15 protein-coding genes are annotated in these 15,546 nt (G+C 72.7%); 7 read left to right on the top strand and 8 right to left on the bottom strand.

What is annotated here, in order from left to right:
• Positions 1–34: 34 nt before the first annotated feature.
• From dacB to FHL80_RS16955, 3 genes are all read left to right on the top strand, one after another.
• Positions 35–1,639, top strand: coding sequence for a D-alanyl-D-alanine carboxypeptidase/D-alanyl-D-alanine endopeptidase (gene dacB / locus FHL80_RS16965; RefSeq protein WP_138734555.1), 1,605 nt, complete (start codon positions 35–37; stop codon positions 1,637–1,639).
• A gap of 148 nt (positions 1,640–1,787) precedes the next feature.
• On the top strand, positions 1,788–2,990 hold the full coding sequence (locus tag FHL80_RS16960; RefSeq protein ID WP_246078742.1) for a serine hydrolase domain-containing protein: 1,203 nt from the start codon (positions 1,788–1,790) through the stop codon (positions 2,988–2,990).
• A gap of 90 nt (positions 2,991–3,080) precedes the next feature.
• Positions 3,081–4,262: a serine hydrolase domain-containing protein gene (locus tag FHL80_RS16955; RefSeq protein ID WP_138734553.1), complete on the top strand. Its 1,182-nt coding sequence runs from the start codon at positions 3,081–3,083 to the stop codon at positions 4,260–4,262.
• A gap of 355 nt (positions 4,263–4,617) precedes the next feature.
• Here FHL80_RS16955 and FHL80_RS16950 read toward each other — a convergent pair whose 3' ends face one another.
• The 7 genes from FHL80_RS16950 to FHL80_RS16920 form a co-directional block, all read right to left on the bottom strand.
• Positions 4,618–5,601, bottom strand: a complete 984-nt coding sequence (locus FHL80_RS16950; protein ID WP_138734552.1) for a heme-dependent oxidative N-demethylase family protein — start codon at positions 5,599–5,601, stop codon at positions 4,618–4,620.
• The gene (locus tag FHL80_RS16945; protein ID WP_138734551.1) at positions 5,598–6,542 is read right to left on the bottom strand and encodes a PDR/VanB family oxidoreductase; all 945 of its coding nucleotides are present in this window, start codon (positions 6,540–6,542) and stop codon (positions 5,598–5,600) included. The genes FHL80_RS16950 and FHL80_RS16945 overlap by 4 nt, the downstream gene beginning before the upstream one ends.
• Complete coding sequence (locus tag FHL80_RS16940) at positions 6,539–7,093, bottom strand: dimethylamine monooxygenase subunit DmmA family protein (RefSeq protein WP_138734550.1); 555 nt, start codon at positions 7,091–7,093, stop codon at positions 6,539–6,541. The genes FHL80_RS16945 and FHL80_RS16940 overlap by 4 nt, the downstream gene beginning before the upstream one ends.
• A complete protein-coding gene (locus tag FHL80_RS16935) occupies positions 7,090–7,929 on the bottom strand; it encodes a heme-dependent oxidative N-demethylase family protein (RefSeq protein ID WP_281283496.1) in 840 nt (279 codons plus the stop codon). The genes FHL80_RS16940 and FHL80_RS16935 overlap by 4 nt, the downstream gene beginning before the upstream one ends.
• 148 nt (positions 7,930–8,077) lie before the next feature.
• Positions 8,078–9,064 (bottom strand): PDR/VanB family oxidoreductase, encoded by a 987-nt coding sequence (locus FHL80_RS16930; RefSeq protein ID WP_138734549.1) that lies wholly within the window; start codon positions 9,062–9,064, stop codon positions 8,078–8,080.
• Positions 9,061–9,600 carry a dimethylamine monooxygenase subunit DmmA family protein gene (locus FHL80_RS16925; RefSeq protein ID WP_138734548.1) on the bottom strand — a complete coding sequence of 180 codons (540 nt, stop codon included), beginning with the start codon at positions 9,598–9,600 and terminating at the stop codon, positions 9,061–9,063. The genes FHL80_RS16930 and FHL80_RS16925 overlap by 4 nt, the downstream gene beginning before the upstream one ends.
• 5 nt (positions 9,601–9,605) lie before the next feature.
• A complete protein-coding gene (locus FHL80_RS16920; RefSeq protein ID WP_138734547.1) occupies positions 9,606–9,965 on the bottom strand; it encodes a cupin domain-containing protein in 360 nt (119 codons plus the stop codon).
• Positions 9,966–10,211: 246 nt separating this feature from the next.
• Between FHL80_RS16920 and FHL80_RS16915 the strand changes: the two genes are divergently transcribed.
• The gene (locus FHL80_RS16915; protein ID WP_281283495.1) at positions 10,212–11,564 is read left to right on the top strand and encodes an ammonium transporter; all 1,353 of its coding nucleotides are present in this window, start codon (positions 10,212–10,214) and stop codon (positions 11,562–11,564) included.
• A gap of 108 nt (positions 11,565–11,672) precedes the next feature.
• Here the strand turns inward: FHL80_RS16915 and FHL80_RS16910 are convergent, their stop codons facing one another.
• Complete coding sequence (locus FHL80_RS16910; RefSeq protein ID WP_246078741.1) at positions 11,673–12,287, bottom strand: helix-turn-helix domain-containing protein; 615 nt, start codon at positions 12,285–12,287, stop codon at positions 11,673–11,675.
• Between the two features lie 129 nt (positions 12,288–12,416).
• On the opposite strand from FHL80_RS16910, the gene glnT reads away from it, so the two are divergent.
• From glnT to FHL80_RS16895, 3 genes are read left to right on the top strand one after another with little or no spacing between them, the layout of a single operon-like run.
• The gene (glnT, locus tag FHL80_RS16905; RefSeq protein ID WP_138734545.1) at positions 12,417–13,847 is read left to right on the top strand and encodes a type III glutamate--ammonia ligase; all 1,431 of its coding nucleotides are present in this window, start codon (positions 12,417–12,419) and stop codon (positions 13,845–13,847) included.
• A gap of 37 nt (positions 13,848–13,884) precedes the next feature.
• A complete protein-coding gene (locus tag FHL80_RS16900; RefSeq protein WP_138734544.1) occupies positions 13,885–14,784 on the top strand; it encodes a class II glutamine amidotransferase domain-containing protein in 900 nt (299 codons plus the stop codon).
• Positions 14,772–15,503: a GltB/FmdC/FwdC-like GXGXG domain-containing protein gene (locus tag FHL80_RS16895; RefSeq protein WP_138734543.1), complete on the top strand. Its 732-nt coding sequence runs from the start codon at positions 14,772–14,774 to the stop codon at positions 15,501–15,503. The genes FHL80_RS16900 and FHL80_RS16895 overlap by 13 nt, the downstream gene beginning before the upstream one ends.
• Positions 15,504–15,546: the final 43 nt, after the last annotated feature.

Raw genomic sequence — 15,546 nt, 5'->3', positions numbered from 1 at the left:
GCCCGGCGGTCACGACGTCGCCAGGGTCCCCTGCATGAACCGCGGAGCGGCCGCCGTCCCGTTGATCGCGTCGACCGTCGTGCTCACCGCGTTCACCGCGTCGACCGAGTCGTCCGCCTCGCCGGGCGCCGGGCCGGGCATCCAGGCGCAGGTCGGCGAGCTCCCCGCCGCCGCCGCCGCCATCATGTCCAAGCCGGAGTTCGAGACAGCCCGGTGGCTCTACTCCGTCGCCGAGGCGGACACGGGGCGGGTCGTCCTGGCCGGCCGTGCCGGGGAGCTGGTCTTCACCGCGTCGACCGCGAAGAACTTCACTGTCGGTACCACGTACGCGACGCTGGGCACCGACGCCACCCTCACCACGCCGGTGTACGCAACGGCCGAGCCGGCCGGTGGCTCTCTCGCCGGGAACCTGGTGCTGGTGGCGTCGGGAGACCTCGCGATGGGCGGCCGCGGCGCCATGAGCGGCCGCGTGGACCACGCGTTCACCGCCAGCACGATCGACCACGTCTACGGCGACATCGCGCCGAACGCGGCGTTCGTCCCGGACGACCCGTTGGCCGGCCTCGACGACCTCGCCCGGCAGGTGGCCGCCTCAGGCGTCACCGAGATCGCCGGCGACGTGGTCATCGACACCCGGCTGTGGGACACGTTCGACGGCCAGGAGGGGCCTGCACCGTCGATCTACGTCAACGACAACATCCTGGACATCACCGTGGCATCGGCCGGGATCGGTCAGCCCGCCGTCCTCGACCTCCGGCCGCAGACCCAGGCCGTCACCGTGGAGTCGACGGTGACCACCACGGACGCGGGCACGCCGACGTCGCTCACGGTCACCGCCGATCCGGACGATCCCACATCGGTGACGGTCAGCGGCACCATCGCGGCCGGCGCCTCCCAGCTCACCATCTACCGGATCCCTGACCCGGCCTCCTGGGCGCGGACCCTGTTCATCGAGGCACTCGGTCGCGCCGGGGTCACGGTCACCTCCCCCGCCGAGGGAGCCAACGACCAGACCGGGTTGCCGCCCACGGGTTCCTACCCGGCCGAGGACCGGGTGGCCGCCCTGACCTCCCCGCCGATGAAGGTCTTCGGTCGCATGATCCTGGAGACCAGCTACAACACCGGTGCGAACGCCCTGATGTGCCTGCTCGCGGCGCACGGCGGTTCGCGGGACTGCCTCGACGGGCTGGAGGCGGTGCACCACCAGCTCGACCGGGCCGGCGTCGACACCGACGACGTGGTGCTGTTCGACGGGCAGGGCGCCGACCCCGCCTCGACGACCCCCGATCAGATGGTCGCCTGGATGAGGTGGGCGCAGACGCAACCCTGGGGCGGGGAGTTCGCGGCTGACCAACCCGTCCTCGGGGTGAGCGGGACGCTGGCGAGCACGGGTCAGGACGGTCCCGCCGCGGGCGAGGTCGCGGCCAAGACGGGAACCAGCGTGGACCTCGACCCCACCACGGGCCGCATGTACTACAAGGTGCAGAGCCTCGCCGGCTACCTCACGACCGAGCGGGGCGAGCGGCTGGTGTTCTCCCTGTCCATGAGCGGGGCGACGTACCCCGACCTGCCCACCGGTCTGCACGACGCCAACGAGGACGTGGCGGCCGTCGCCGCGGCGTTCCAGCAGGCGCTGTGACACCGGCGGTGAACCGGCAGGTGAGCCACGTGGTGCGGACGCACGGACACCCCCTGACCGGCTGCCCATCGGAAGGTCGACCATGACAGCTGCAGAGCGCTCGCGCGGGTCGTACCGTCGCCGGCCGCCCGGTGCACGGGCCGCCTGGATGGCGACCACGGCGGTCGCGTTGCTGGTCGCGGCTCCCACCCCGGCGAACGCGTGGCCGGGTGGTGCGGCGGCGCCGTGGGAGGGTCCGGCGCCGTGGGAGGTCCCGGCGTACGCCGCGGCGGTCCAGCCCGAGCTCGACCGGCTCATGACGGACCTCGCGATCACCGGCGCCGTCGTCCTGGTGCGGTCGCCGGAGCTCGGCGACTGGGCCACCACGATGGGCACCCGGACCTGGCACGGCACCGAGCCGGTCACGCTCGCCGACCACGTCCGGATCGGCAGCAACACCAAGACCATGACCGCCACGGTGATCCTGCAGCTGGTCGACGAGGGCAGGATCGGCCTGGACGACCCGGTGTCGTGGTACCGCCCGGACGTGCCCAACGGGGAGAACATCACCATCGCCCAGCTGCTGGACATGAGCAGCGGGCTGGCCAACTACACCACCGACCTGGAACTGAACGAGCAGATGGACAGCAACCCCGGCCGGGTGTGGAACCCGGAGGAACTGCTCGCGATCGGCCTCGCCGAGCCTCCCGCCTTCCCTCCGGGCGAGGGGTTCCTGTACTCCAACACCAACTACGTGCTGCTGGGCGTGATCATCGAACAGCTCACCGGGGTCCCGGTGGAGCAGGCCTTCCAGGAGCGGATCTTCGACCCGCTGGGCCTGGGCGAGACCTCCTTCCCGGCGCTGACCGACGCCTCGATCCCGGAGCCGCACCCGCGGACCTACACCTTCGGCACGAACGTGGAGACCATCGACAGCCTCGTGCTGCCACCGGAGGTCCAGGCCGCAGCCCGCGCCGGCACCTTGGAGCCGATGGACGTCACCGACGCCAACCCCTCCTGGGGGTGGACCGCGGGCGCCGGGATCTCCACCGCGCCGGACCTCGCCGACTACGTGGAGGAACTGGTCGGCGGGGGCCTGCTCAGCCCGCAGCTGCAACAGGAGCGGATCGCCAGCGTCCAGCCGCTGGACCCGGACGACCCGGCCAGCCCCGGCTACGGGCTCGGCCTGGCCAGCTTCGGCCCCGTGTACGGACACAGCGGTGAGCTGCCCGGGACCAACTCCTTCATGGGCTACGACCCGGTCCGGGACATCACCGTCGTCACCTGGGCCTCCACCGCCCCCGCACCCAACGGCGAAGGCCCGGCCGTCGAGCTCGCCAAGGCGGTGATCGCCGAGCTCTACGCCGACTGATCGGCACCCGTGGCAGACCGGGTCAGCACGGACGGGCCCCTCGGCCACGGGGACACCACACCGTCACCTCCACGGGAGGAGCTGTTCCCCATGCGCCGATGGATGCGCCCCGCCGCCCTCGCACTCGCCCTGCTCGCCGGGGCCGGTACGACGGGCTTCACGACCACCCCCGCGGCCCTCGCCGAGTCCGCTCCTCCCCCGGCCGCGACCCTCGACCCGGAGCTCGCCGCACAGGTCGACGAGCTGGCCCGGGCCGCGCTGACCAACGGCATCACCGGTGCGGTGGTCGGCATCTCCGACCCGGTCCGGGGGGACTACCTGCAGGCCTACGGGACCGCCGACACCGCGGGGACCCCGATGACTCCCGACATGCACTACCGCATCGCCAGCGTGACCAAGACCTTCACCGCCCAGGCGGTGCTGCGCCTCGCCGAGCAGGGGAAGGTGTCCCTCGACGACACCCTGGAGGAGTACGTCCCCGACATCCCCCACGGGGACGAGATCACGATCCACGACCTGCTGGGCATGCGCGGCGGCGTGTACGACTTCGTCGCGGACGAGCACTTCCTGGCGCGGTACGTGGCGGATCCGCTCCTGCCGGGATGGTCCCCCTACGACGTCCTCGACATCATCCGCGCGCACGCCGACGAGGCCGCCGCACCCGGTCAGGCGACCGTGTACTCCAACTCGGAGTACGTGCTGCTGGGGCTGGTCATCGAGCGGGTCACCGGCCGCTCGGCACAGCAGGCCATCACCTCGGTCATCGATGACCTCGGCCTCGAGGAGACGTCGTATCCCACGACCGCGGCCCTGCCGGAGCCCTTCAGCCACGGGTACATGAACACCGACAGTCAGCTGGCGCCCGCGGACCCTGCAGCGGATGAGCCACGGGACGTCACGCTCAGCAACCCGGTGGTCCCGTTCACCGCCGGTGCGGTCATCTCCACGGTGCCGGACATGATGCGCTACGCCGAGCAGCTGGCGACCGGAGCGGGCCTCGCCCCGGGGACCGCCCGGCTGCGCCAGGAGTGGACGCCGCTCACCTCCACCGGCATCCGGGCGCAGTACGGCCTCGGCGTGATCCAGCTCGGGAACTGGGTCGGCCACAACGGCTCGATCTTCGGTTACAGCGACATGGTCTTCCACCTGCCGGAGGAGAAGGCGAGCGTGGTGGTGATGGTCGATGCGGCCGACGGTGAGGCCGTCCCCGCGGCCGACCTCTGGGGTGGGATCGTCACGCTGCTGTACCCCGGCAGCCTGCCGACCTGGTGATCGTCCAGGCCCTGGCCGTCGCGCAACTGACCTGGCGGCCGGCGGGCGGGCTGGTTGCAGCCCGCCCGAGCGGGCTACCGGATCAGGTGGACACCTACAGGAGATCGAGGGATGCCCAGGCACGGTGGGCGTGAGCTCCTCGGCCGGACTGCTGCGCACTGGGAGAGCCAGACAACACCGATCCCCCGGGGAGAGCGCTCGGCCCCCTTCGATCGAGCGCAGTGCCCCATGTCCCCAGACTCGCCACGCCGCAGCCACGACGTCCGCGCCTGGTTCAGCTCGTCCCCGGCCAGGCCGCGGCCGATCCCGTGACCCGCTCGTACACAGACAGGACGGGCTGGTCGGCCAGGCCGGCTCAGGCGACGGCCGAGCGGGCTGCCCCGGTCAGGTACGCGACGACGTCGTCACGGTAGGGCGCGATGCCCTTGTAGCCCGCGATGTCCTCGGGCAGTTCGGCGACGACCGCAGCCAGTTGGTCGCGCCACTCCGGGATCAGGGCGATCTCCCCGAGGGGGGCCATGTAGGTCCGGATGTTGAACGTGAGCGTGCCGGTCAGCGGCAGTCGCGTGAGGTGTTCCAGCTCGATCCGCAGCTGCAGCCGGGGCCAGTCGCCGTCCCGGATGAGCCGCGGGATGTCGGCGTCCCAGTCCGGCTTGGTCTCCAGGCTGATGTCCCGCCGCGGCGAGCCGTGGGCGGAGAAGGTCCAGTTGACCCGGCGGTAGACCACGTCGGAGGTCAGGCTGCGCATGAACCGGGTGGCCCGGCTGGTCACACCCTGCTCGTTCAGCCGGGGCACCGGTCCGTGGATCTCGTCCAGGTGCATGCCGACGTCGAACTTCACCGACCACGCTGCGGCCCAGGTGACCAGCGCGGCGTCGAACCACAACCGCCCCCCGCGGTCGCTGACCATGAGGACGTCGTCGGGCACCTGGCAGCCGATCCAGGTGAGCGGGTCGGTGGGCAGCGTGGTGGCGTCCCCGAGCACGAAGGCCTGCTCGATGCCCAACAGGTCGTTGCGCCAGTGGAACGCGCGGCCCTCCGCGGACAGGTGCATGGCATCGGGCCGGGTCGCGACCAGCTCGCGGAGCAGGAACAGGAGCATGTCCCAGCAGGCCGGCTCCATGTGCGGCAGCACCTGGCGCCGTCCGGGGTCGCGGGCCAGCAGCTCACGGCGCAGCGACATCTGCTCGAGGTAGTCGTCGCCGAGGTCGATGACGTGCTCGCCCCAGTGGCCGGCGGGGGTCTCGATCCGGCGTCGCGCCGGCTCGACGTTGACCGCGTAGCGGAACGTGGTCTCGCCGGGGGCGAAGGGCCACGGCAGGCGGGAGAGGTCACTCACAGGTCGAGCTCCAGGTGGTCGTCGGCGGCCCGCGACACGCAGGCCAGCATGCTGGTGTGGGCCTGTCTCTCGGTCTCGTCGAGGACCAGGTCCCGGTGGTCGACCCGGCCCCCGGCGACCGGCACCAGGCACTGGCCGCAGACGCCTCGACGGCACAGGTTGGGGACGTCGACGCCGGCGTCCAGGGCCGCCTCGAGCAGGCTGGTGCCGCTGGGTACGGCCAGCTGCACGCCGGTGCGGCGCAGCAACGCCGCGAACGGCCGGCCGGGTGCCAGCTCGGGCGCCTGGAAGTGCTCGACGTGCAGCCGGACCGGCGGCCAGCCGGCGTCCCGCGCCGTGGCGGTGAACAGCTCCAGGACGGCGGTCGGGCCGCACGCGTAGGCGTGCGTCCCCCACGGCTGGCACGCCAGCCGCTCCAGCAGGGCCTGCGCGAGAGCGGCCCGACCGGGGGCCTCGACCAGGTCGGGCCCGGCCAGCTCACGCACCTCGTCCAGGTGCGCCGCCGCACCGGGGCGGTAGCCGTACACCACCTCGACCGGCCGGCCCCAGATCCGGGCGGCCCGCAGGTGCGACAGGATCGGGGTGACCCCGATCCCGGCCGCGACCAGCAGTGAACGCGTCGATGCCAGCTCGAACGGGAAGGCCGACCGCGGGCCCTCCACAGGGAGCAGGTCGCCCACCCGGAGGCTGTCGTGCAGCCAACCGGACCCCTCGCCGCCGCGGGTGCGCAGGACGGAGATCCGGTAGTCGTCGGGGGCGATGCCCGACCCGGTCAGCGAGTAGGCGTTGCGCTTGCCGCCGGCGGTGACGGTCAGGTGGCTGCCCGGCGCGTACCCGGGCAGCCGGCGCCCGTCTGGGTCCTGCAGCACGATCTGCCGGACGCCGGCGGTGACCTGGTCGATCTGGGCCACCCGCAGGCAGACCGCCGGGGAGCCGCTCATGCGTCGCCCTCCGGGAGGGCGATCGCCGAGGCGAGGTAGCTGCCCCGGTGACCGGAGACGTGCTCGTGCACCTCGATGCGCCGCCGGCAACCCGGGCAGGTGACCTCCGCGCCGGGTGCCGCGGCCATGCGCGAGGTGACCTCGCAGTGCACGCAGAAGACGCTGAGGTCGCCTCGGTCGACGGCGAACGTCGCGATCTCCTCGGGGAGGAGGCCGACCCGCCGGGCCGCCGCGGCGACGGCGAGGACGTCGGCCTCCGGGCCGCAGACCGCCAGCCGTGCCCCGACGCCCAGCTGGTCCAGCCGCCGGACGAGGTCGGCGAGGGCACGGTCGTCGGTCCGTCCGTCGACGGTCATCCGCTGGACCGGGCGGCCCTGGTCGACTGCTCCAGCCGCCCAGTCGGCGACGACGGGCTCCGCGGCCGGGCCGACGGCCACCAGCAGGAACGCGCGCCCTGTCGCGTCCAGCGCCGGGGCTGCCACCGGCCACACCGGGACGCTGGTCTGCCGGTCCGCCGCCGCGGGTGCCGGTGCGGGGAGCAGTGCGGTCATGCCGCGCTCCGCAGCCAGTCCACCGCAGCGTGCCGGTAGCGGGCGATGCCCTTGTAGTCGGCCATGTCCTGCGGGAGCTCCGCCAGCACGGCCGCGAGACGGTCCCTCCAGGCGGGCACCCGGGCGATGTCCTGGAGCGGGAGCAGGTACGTGCGGATGAGGAACAGCACCGCACCGGAGCTGGGCAGCCGGACCAGGTGCTGGACCTCGACCCGCAGGTGGAGCCGGGTGCCGATGTCCTGGCCGAGCACCAGCCGCCGGTCCGGTCCCCACTCGGGATAGGTCTCGGTGGCCGTGTCCAGGCGCCGGCCGACCGTCATCGTCCAGTTGGTGCGGCGGTAGGCCTCCCCCGGTTGCAGGCGCATCAGGAACTCCTGCGCCCGGTCGACCACGCCGGCCGGGTGCACCCGGGGAACCGGTCCGTGGATCTCCAGGAAGCTCATGCCCACGTCGAAGCGCATCGACCAGTCGGCGGCCGCGGTCACCACCCCGGCGTCCGCCCACAGGGATCCCTCGCGCTGGTCGAGCAGCACCAGGTCGTCCTGCACCTGGGGTGCGATGAACCGCAGCGGGTCGGTCGGCAGCGTCCGGTCGTCGCCGTACACGAACTCCTGCTCGATGCCCAGCAGCTGGTTGCGCCACCGCCAGGTGTCTACGTCGAGCCGCTCCAGGTTGAAGGCGTCGGGCCGGGCCTCCTGCAGTTCGGACATCACGAACGTCATGGCGTCCCAGCACGCCGGCCGCATGTGCGGCAGCTCCTGGCACCGCGACGGGTCGGTCGCCAGCAGGGCGAGGCACTCGGCGCTGTCGGACTCGTAGGACTCGTCCACGTGCAGGACGTGCTCTCCCCAACTGCCGGCGACGGTGCGGTTCGCCCGCCGGCGGGCTCGACGTTGGTGCTGTACCGGTACTGGTCGGTGGGGAACGGGAAGGGGAAGGAGGCGATACGCCCGGGCAGTGCACCGGTGCGCGGGTGGGTGGTGGTCACAGATCGAGCTCCAGGGTCGGACCGGTGCTGCGGGAGACGCAGCACATGACGCTGTCGCCGGCGGCCCGCTCCGCCTCGCTGAGGAAGAGGTCGCGGTGGAGCGGGAGGCCGGCGAGCACGGGCACCCGGCACTCGCCGCAGACGCCCTGCCGGCACATGTTGGGCACCCGGACGCCCTCGCCCTCGAGGGCCGCCAGGAGGCTCACCCCGGAGGGGACGACGACCTGGCCTCCGGACCGGACGAGTGACGCCACGAACGGCTCGCCCGGGTCGAGGTCGGCTGCGGAGAACCGCTCGGTGTGCACCCGCTCCGGAGGCCAGCCGAGCTGCTCGGCACGCTGCAGGACGGCGTCCAGCAGCGGCGCCGGCCCGCACACGTAGAGGTGCGTGCCGAGCCGGGCGGTGGCCAGTGCCTGGCTGATGCGGGCGAGGAACACCTCCCGGTCGGGATGCTCCTCGAGGCGGTCGCCGCACAACTGCCGCAGCTCGTGCAGGTGTGCCGCTGCCCCCGCCCGGTGGCCGTACAGCAGGGTGAAGCCGCGGCCCCAGCGGACGGCCTCCCGGGCATGCGACAGCATCGGCGTGATGCCGATCCCGCCGGCGACGAGCAGGTGGTGCCGCGCGGTCGACACGGGGGCGAAGGCACTGCGCGGCCGATCGGCGTCGACGACGTCCCCCACCTCGAGCCGGTGGACGAACTGCGAGCCGCCCTGGCCGGCAGGCAGCAACAGCACCGAGATCGTGTAGCTCTCCGGTGCGACGCCGGGCCCGGTGAGGGAGTAGGCGTTGCGGCGGTCGCCGCAGGTCAGCACCAGGTGGCTGCCGGCCGGGTGGCCCGGGAGCGGTCCGCCGTCCGCGGCGACGAAGGTGACCGAGCGGATCCCGGGAGCCGCCTCGTGCAGGTCGGTGACGCGCAGGCGCAGCGCCCCGCGGTCGGCGGGTGCTCGCGTCGGTGCCAGGGCGGACGGGGAGAGAGTCGTCATGCGGGGCCTCCCGAGACGTGGGCCGGGGCGGCGTCCTCGGCGTCGATCATGTAGCCGAGGTAGGCGCCCAGGCGACGGGACACGTGGTGGTAGACGTGCAGGGTCCGGCCGCAGCCGGCGCAGGGGCAGGTGCCGCCCACCGCTGCGCCGGTCTCGGTCTCGGTGCGGCAGTGGGCGCAGTGCACCCGGCGGACCGGCACCCCGGTCACGAAGGTGAGCACCTCGGCCGGGACGGCGCCGGCCTCGAGGGCCCGGGAGCGGGCCCGGAGGACGTCGGCCTCCGGGCCCGCCACGAGCAGCCGCCAGCCGACCGACGCGCCCTGGAGCTGCACGGCCAACCGGGGCATCGCCTCCTCGGCCGACCCGGCGAGCAGGACGGCCGGCCGCAGGCCCAGCTCACGGCAGGCGAACTCCCACCCGCGGACGACCGGCCCCGCCGCCGACCCGATGCCGAGCACCGTGACCTGGCGGGCGGTGGCGGGGACAGCGGGTGGGGTCGCTGCCCAGTGCGGGACGCTGGTGTGCTCGAGGGTCATGCGGGTCAGGGCGCGAAGGACCGCTGACCGGTGTAGAAGCCCAGCGCCCGCTCGGGGGTCTCGAACCGAATCCGCGAGCCCTTGGGGAAGAAGAGCACGTCCTTCGGCCGGGCCACGACCTGCTGGCCGCTGTCGAGGTCGGTGAGGTGGAACTCGCCCTCCACGACGACCTTCATCTCGTCGTAGGTGTAGGTGTACTCGAGCGGCTCGCCGGCCTGGAGCTCGAAGAACCCGGAGCAGAGCTCGGAGCCCTTCGGGTTGGCGAAGGTGTCGCCGATGAAGGCGTTGACGCCCGGGACGTCCATGCTCGGGAGGCCCTCGTAGGTGCCGCTGGCGTGGCCGAAGACGATGGTGCTGGTGTCCATGGGGAGGTCTCCTCGGGGTTGCGCCGGTGGAGCCGTGCTGGCTCCTGGCGGTGAACACCATGTAACTGGAGGAAACAGTCGAGATGGTTCCGGCGATGTAACGAGTAGGTGTCCACCTCGATCGGCGCCGGTCGCCGGTCGCCCGCCGCGTCACGCGAACGTCATCCGCCGGAGTGGTCGGATGCAACATGTCGTCCGTCTACTGACACGCAACATCGGACACGTTGAGTAGACGAAAGGCCTTCTGTGGACGCAGCAAGCACCGCATTCATCCTGGCGGCGACCATGGCGGTTGCGCTCATGATCCCGGGCCTCGCCCTCTTCTACGGGGGGATGGTGGGCTCGCGCGGCATGCTGAACATGATCATGATGGTGTTCGGTGCCGTCGCCGTCGTCGGCGTCCTCTGGACCGTCTTCGGCTACTCGGCCGTGTTCGGGACCTCCTACGGCGGCCTCGGCCTGCTGGGGAACGTGACCGAGTACCTCGGCCTCGGCCAGCTGGTCGCCGGCAGTCCCGACGCCCCGCTCCCGCCCGCGCTCGTCGCGGTCTTCCAGGCCCTCTTCATCACGATCACGACGGCCCTCATCGCCGGTGCCGTCGCCGACCGGGTGCGCTTCGGCCCGTGGCTGCTGTTCGCCGGCCTGTGGTCGGTGTTCGTCTACCTCCCCGTCGCGCACTGGGTGTTCGCCTTCGACTCGGCCGACGGCAGCACGGTGGGCGGCTGGATCGCCAACGACCTGAAGGCGGTGGACTTCGCCGGCGGGACGGCGGTGCACGTCAACGCCGGCGTGGCCGGGCTCGCCCTCGTCCTGGTCCTCGGCAAGCGGTCGGGCTGGCCCCGGCAGTCCAAGCCGAACAACCTGCCGTTCACGGTGCTCGGTGCGGGCATCCTCTTCTTCGGCTGGCTCGGCTTCAACGGTGGCTCGGCGCTGGCAGCCGGCAACGCCTCCTCGGTGGTCATGCTCAACACCTTCAACGCCGCCTGCGCCGGCCTGCTGGCCTGGCTGCTCGTCGAGCGGTTGCGGGACGGCCACCCGACCACGCTGGGCGCCATGTCCGGCCTGATCGCCGGCCTCGTCGCGATCACCCCCGCCTGCGGGGCGGTCACCCCGATGGGCGCACTCGCCGTCGGCGCGGTCGCCGGCGCCATCTGCCCGCTGGCGATCTCGCTGAAGTACCGGTTCGGCTACGACGACGCCCTCGACGTCGTCGGCGTGCACCTGGTGGGCGGCGTCATCGGCACCCTGCTGGTGGGGCTGCTCGGTTCGGCAGAGGCGCCAAGCGGACGCGACGGGCTGCTCTACGGCGGCGGTCTGGAACTGCTCGGGGTGCAGACGGTCGCGGTGCTCGCCGTGCTGGGCTACTCGTTCGTCGTCACCCTGCTGCTCGCCCTGGCCGTGCACAAGACGATCGGCCTGCGGGTGTCGAAGGAGGCGGAGGTCGGCGGGATCGACCTGGCCGAGCACGCGGAGGCGGCCTACGACCTCGAGGGCGGGCCGCACCCCCCCGGCACGCGGCCCACGCCGGAGGCTGTGATCGCCTCGGCCGAGCGGCTGGTCGCCGGGTCCGCGTCGCAGGGAGCCGCCAGGCCCGACTGATCACAGCTGCACCACCGGGGCCGGCCCGTGCTCGTGGGGCCGGCCTCCTCGGCCCATCTGCAGGGTCCCGCCGCGAGCGTGCGAGCGGTGGGGCAGGTGGGTCCTTCGTCAGACGACGTGGCCGAAACCGGTGACGGTCAGGAACTGGACGGGGGTCTCGAGCAGTTCGGCCGGACCGTGGGGGCCCTCACCGTCGAAGATCAGCGAGTCACCGACGCGCATGGTGTACCGGGCTTCGCCGTGGCCGTACACCATCACGCCCTCGAGCATGTAGAGGAACTCGGTCCCGGCGTGCTGGAAGAGGGGGAAGACCTCGCTGGCCTCGTCGAGGGTGACCAGGAGCGGCTCGAGCCTCTTGTGCTCGCCGCGCAGTGCGCCCAGCAGTTGGTACAGGTGGCCCACGTTGCTCCCGCGGCGGACGATCTGCGCACCGTGCCCGGCGGGTGTGTAGACGGCCTCGCGCTCGGCGTCCACCCCGCGGAACAGCGCCGTGACCGGCACCTGCAGAGCCTCGGCGAGCCGGGCCAGGCTGGACAGGCTGCACGAGGTGTGCGCGTTCTCGATCTTGGACAGCATCGCCTTGCTCATCCCGGTGAGCCGGGCCAGTTCTGCCAGCGAGATGCCCTTGGCCAGTCGGAACTCCCGCACCCGGAGGGCGATGACGTCCTCGAGATGCCCGCTGGGTGGCTCGTCGTTCGGCCCCGCGGCCGGGGTGGACTCCACGCGGGCAGCATAGGCACGACGGCCGTCGTCGCGGCCCGGACGCGGGCACGCATCGTCCGTCCGGGGGGCTCGGCAACACGAATCGCACCGCGCCGAAACGCCGGGGAAACAGACGGCCTGTCTACTCAGATGCGACAGCGGTTCACCTCGGTGAACAACCCCGCTCTGGAGGTCTCCCCCGTGTCACTCACCGCCGCCCGCCCCGACGCAGCTCCTGCGCCGGCCGCCGACGTCCCGGCGCCGGTCGCGGCCGCCGCGCCGGACCTGGCCACCCGCGCCCGTGCCGACGGCACGCAGTTCATCCTCGCGCTGTTCGTCGACCTCACCGGCAAGCCCTGCGCCAAGCTGGTGCCGATCGAGGCCGTCGAGGAGCTGCAGACGGCGGGGGTGGGTTTCGCCGGCTACGCCGTCGGCGCGATGGGCCAGGAGCCCAAGGACCCCGACCTCGTCGCCGTCCCCGACGCCAGCTCCTACATGCCGGTCCCGTTCCTGCGGCCGGGGCTGGCGATCGTGCACTGCGACCCGCACGTCGAGGGCCGGCCGTGGCGCTTCGCGCCGCGCGTGCTGCTCAAGGAGCAGCTGGCCCGCGCCGCCGAGCTCGGCCTGACGATGAAGGTCGGTGCCGAGGTCGAGTACTTCCTGGTGCAGCGGGGCCCCGACGGTGGTCTGCGGGTCGCCGACGCCAAGGACGTCGCCAGCCGTCCCTGCTACGACGCCCGGGACCTGACCCGGATGTACGACCACCTCACGTCGGTGTCCAAGGCGATCAACAGCCTCGGCTGGGGCAACTACGCCAACGACCACGAGGACGGCAACGGCCAGTTCGAGCAGAACTTCGCCTACGCCGACGCACTGACCACCGCCGACCGCGTCGTGACCCTGCGCTACCTGCTCTCGGTGATGGCCGAGGAGCGCGGCATGGTCGCCACCTTCATGCCCAAGCCGTTCACCGACCGCACCGGCACCGGGCTGCACATGCACCTGTCCCTATGGCGCGGCGACGAGCCGACCTTCCCCGACCCGGACGACGACCGCGGCCTGGGCCTGTCGGCCACGGCCTACTCGTTCATCGCCGGGCTGCTCGAGCACGCCGCCGGGCTGCAGGCGCTGCTCGGCCCGACGGTGAACTCCTACAAGCGCACCGGGGCGACCTCGACCCGGTCCGGCGCCACCTGGTCCCCCCGGACGGCGACCTACGGCGGCAACGACCGCACCCACTTCCTGCGGGTGCCCGACCACCACCGGGTCGAGCTGCGCGGCGGCGACGGGTCGGCCAACCCCTACCTGGCGGCCGCCGCTGCCCTGGCCGCCGGGCTGGACGGCCTCCGGCGCGGCCTCGACCCGGGGGCCCCTGGGTCGTCGACCGACCGGCCGACCCTGCCCCCCACGCTGCTGCACGCGGTGGAGGCGCTGGAGGCCGACCCGGTGGTCGGCGGCGCGCTGGACGCGGTCGGCCCCGGCGTCTGCAGCTACTTCGCCGACCTCAAGCGCGAGGAGTTCTTCGAGTGGCACGGGCAGGTGACCCCCTGGGAGGTCGACCGCTACGTGACCGCGTTCTGACCTCGACCGTCCCATCCGCTGAGAGGACACCGCTGACATGTGCGGGATCGTCGGGCTCCACCTCCGGGAGCCCTCGCTGTACCCACGGCTCGGCGAGCTGCTGACCGGGATGCTCAGCCAGGTCTGCGAGCGCGGACCGGACTCCGCCGGGATGGCCGTCTACGGGGATCCCCGCTGGTCCCCGCCCGGCTGGGCCACCGTCTCCGTGCTGCCCGGCGGACGGCCGGCCGAGGAGCTGCGGGCGACGGTCGCCGCCGAGCTGCTCGGGATCGACGTGGCCGTTGTGGACGCCGGGCAGACCGTCCTGGTCTCCGCGCCCACCGACGTCGACGCCCTCGTCACCGCGGTCCGGGCGTCGCTGCCGGGCATCGTCGTCATCGGGTTCGGCGAGGACCTCGCCGTGCTCAAGGGCGTCGGCCACCCGCAGCTGCTGGCCGCCGAGGTCGGCCTGGCCGCGGCGCAGGGCTGGCAGGGTGTGGCGCACACCCGGATGGCCACCGAGTCCGCGGTCACCCCGCAAGGGAGCCACCCGTTCTCGGTCGGGCCGGACCAGTGCCTGGTGCACAACGGCTCCTTCGCCAACCACGCCACGATCCGCCGCGAGCTGGTCGCCGCCGGGATGACCTTCGACAGCGAGAACGACTCCGAGGTCGGTGCCCGGTTCGTGGCTGCCCAGCTCGCCTCCGGCTACGACCTGGAGAAGTCGCTGAAGCTGCTGTGCGAGCGGTTCGACGGCTTCTACACGCTGCTGGTGGCCAACCGGGACAGCTTCGCCGTCGTCCGCGACGCGATCGCCTGCAAGCCCGCCGTCGTCGCCGAGACCCCGCAGTGGGTGGCGATGGCGTCGGAGTACCGCGCTCTGGCCGGCCTGCCCGGCGTGGAGTCCGCCCGCATCTTCGAGCCCGAGCCGGAAGAGGTCTACGCATGGCAGCGCTGAGCGACGTCCTGATCGAGGTCCCGATCGGCCCGGAGCCGACCGTCGTGGACCTGGCCACCTCCGACGTCCGGGCCCTCAACCGCGCGCTGCACGCCGCCGACGTCGCGGCCGCCTCACCGCGCTGGCAGGTGCAGCACCCCGACGGCCGGCACAGCATCGCCGTCGGTCTGGACGCCCCGCTCACCGTCGAGATCGACGGCCACGTCGGCTACTACTGCGCCGGCATGAACAAGACCGCGACGGTGACCGTGAGCGGCAACGCCGGGGTGGGCGTCGCCGAGAACATGATGAGCGGCACCGTCCGGGTGCGGGGCAACGCCTCGCAGTCGGCCGGCGCGACCGCGCACGGCGGGTTGCTGGTGGTCGAGGGATCGGCCGCAGCACGATGCGGGATCTCGATGAAGGGCGTGGACATCGTCGTCGGCGGCGACGTCGGGCACATGAGCGCGTTCATGGGCCAGGCCGGCCGACTGGTGGTGTGCGGGAACGCCGGGGACGCCCTCGGGGACTCCCTGTACGAGACCCGCATCTACGTGCAGGGGACCGTGAAGTCGCTCGGGGCCGACTGCGTGGAGAAGGAGATGCGCGCCGAGCACCTCGCCGAGCTGACCGGGCTCCTCACCTCCGCCGGGATGGACGCCGACCCTGCCGGCTTCAGGCGCTTCGGCTCGGCCCGCAGCCTCTACAACTTCCACGTCGACAACGCCTCGGCGTACTGAGGGGACACGTCATGACCAGCCCTGACCCCGCCCGGACCAGCGC

Source organism: Modestobacter excelsi, from assembly GCF_005930495.1.
Lineage (GTDB): Bacteria > Actinomycetota > Actinomycetes > Mycobacteriales > Geodermatophilaceae > Modestobacter > Modestobacter excelsi.
The sequence above is the reverse complement of the archived record's forward strand: the minus strand, read 5'-3'. Positions and strand labels throughout refer to the sequence as shown.

What these genes read in the sequence shown, in the direction of transcription:
- FHL80_RS16925 (WP_138734548.1), bottom strand. Translation starts at nt 9,600, where the DNA reads ATGACCCTCGAGCACACCAGCGTCCCGCACTGGGCAGCGACCCCACCC.
- dacB (WP_138734555.1), top strand. Translation starts at nt 35, where the DNA reads ATGAACCGCGGAGCGGCCGCCGTCCCGTTGATCGCGTCGACCGTCGTG.
- glnT (WP_138734545.1), top strand. Translation starts at nt 12,417, where the DNA reads ATGCGACAGCGGTTCACCTCGGTGAACAACCCCGCTCTGGAGGTCTCC.
- FHL80_RS16960 (WP_246078742.1), top strand. Translation starts at nt 1,788, where the DNA reads ATGGCGACCACGGCGGTCGCGTTGCTGGTCGCGGCTCCCACCCCGGCG.
- FHL80_RS16895 (WP_138734543.1), top strand. Translation starts at nt 14,772, where the DNA reads ATGGCAGCGCTGAGCGACGTCCTGATCGAGGTCCCGATCGGCCCGGAG.
- FHL80_RS16940 (WP_138734550.1), bottom strand. Translation starts at nt 7,093, where the DNA reads ATGACCGCACTGCTCCCCGCACCGGCACCCGCGGCGGCGGACCGGCAG.
- FHL80_RS16920 (WP_138734547.1), bottom strand. Translation starts at nt 9,965, where the DNA reads ATGGACACCAGCACCATCGTCTTCGGCCACGCCAGCGGCACCTACGAG.
- FHL80_RS16945 (WP_138734551.1), bottom strand. Translation starts at nt 6,542, where the DNA reads ATGAGCGGCTCCCCGGCGGTCTGCCTGCGGGTGGCCCAGATCGACCAG.
- FHL80_RS16955 (WP_138734553.1), top strand. Translation starts at nt 3,081, where the DNA reads ATGCGCCGATGGATGCGCCCCGCCGCCCTCGCACTCGCCCTGCTCGCC.
- FHL80_RS16930 (WP_138734549.1), bottom strand. Translation starts at nt 9,064, where the DNA reads ATGACGACTCTCTCCCCGTCCGCCCTGGCACCGACGCGAGCACCCGCC.
- FHL80_RS16900 (WP_138734544.1), top strand. Translation starts at nt 13,885, where the DNA reads ATGTGCGGGATCGTCGGGCTCCACCTCCGGGAGCCCTCGCTGTACCCA.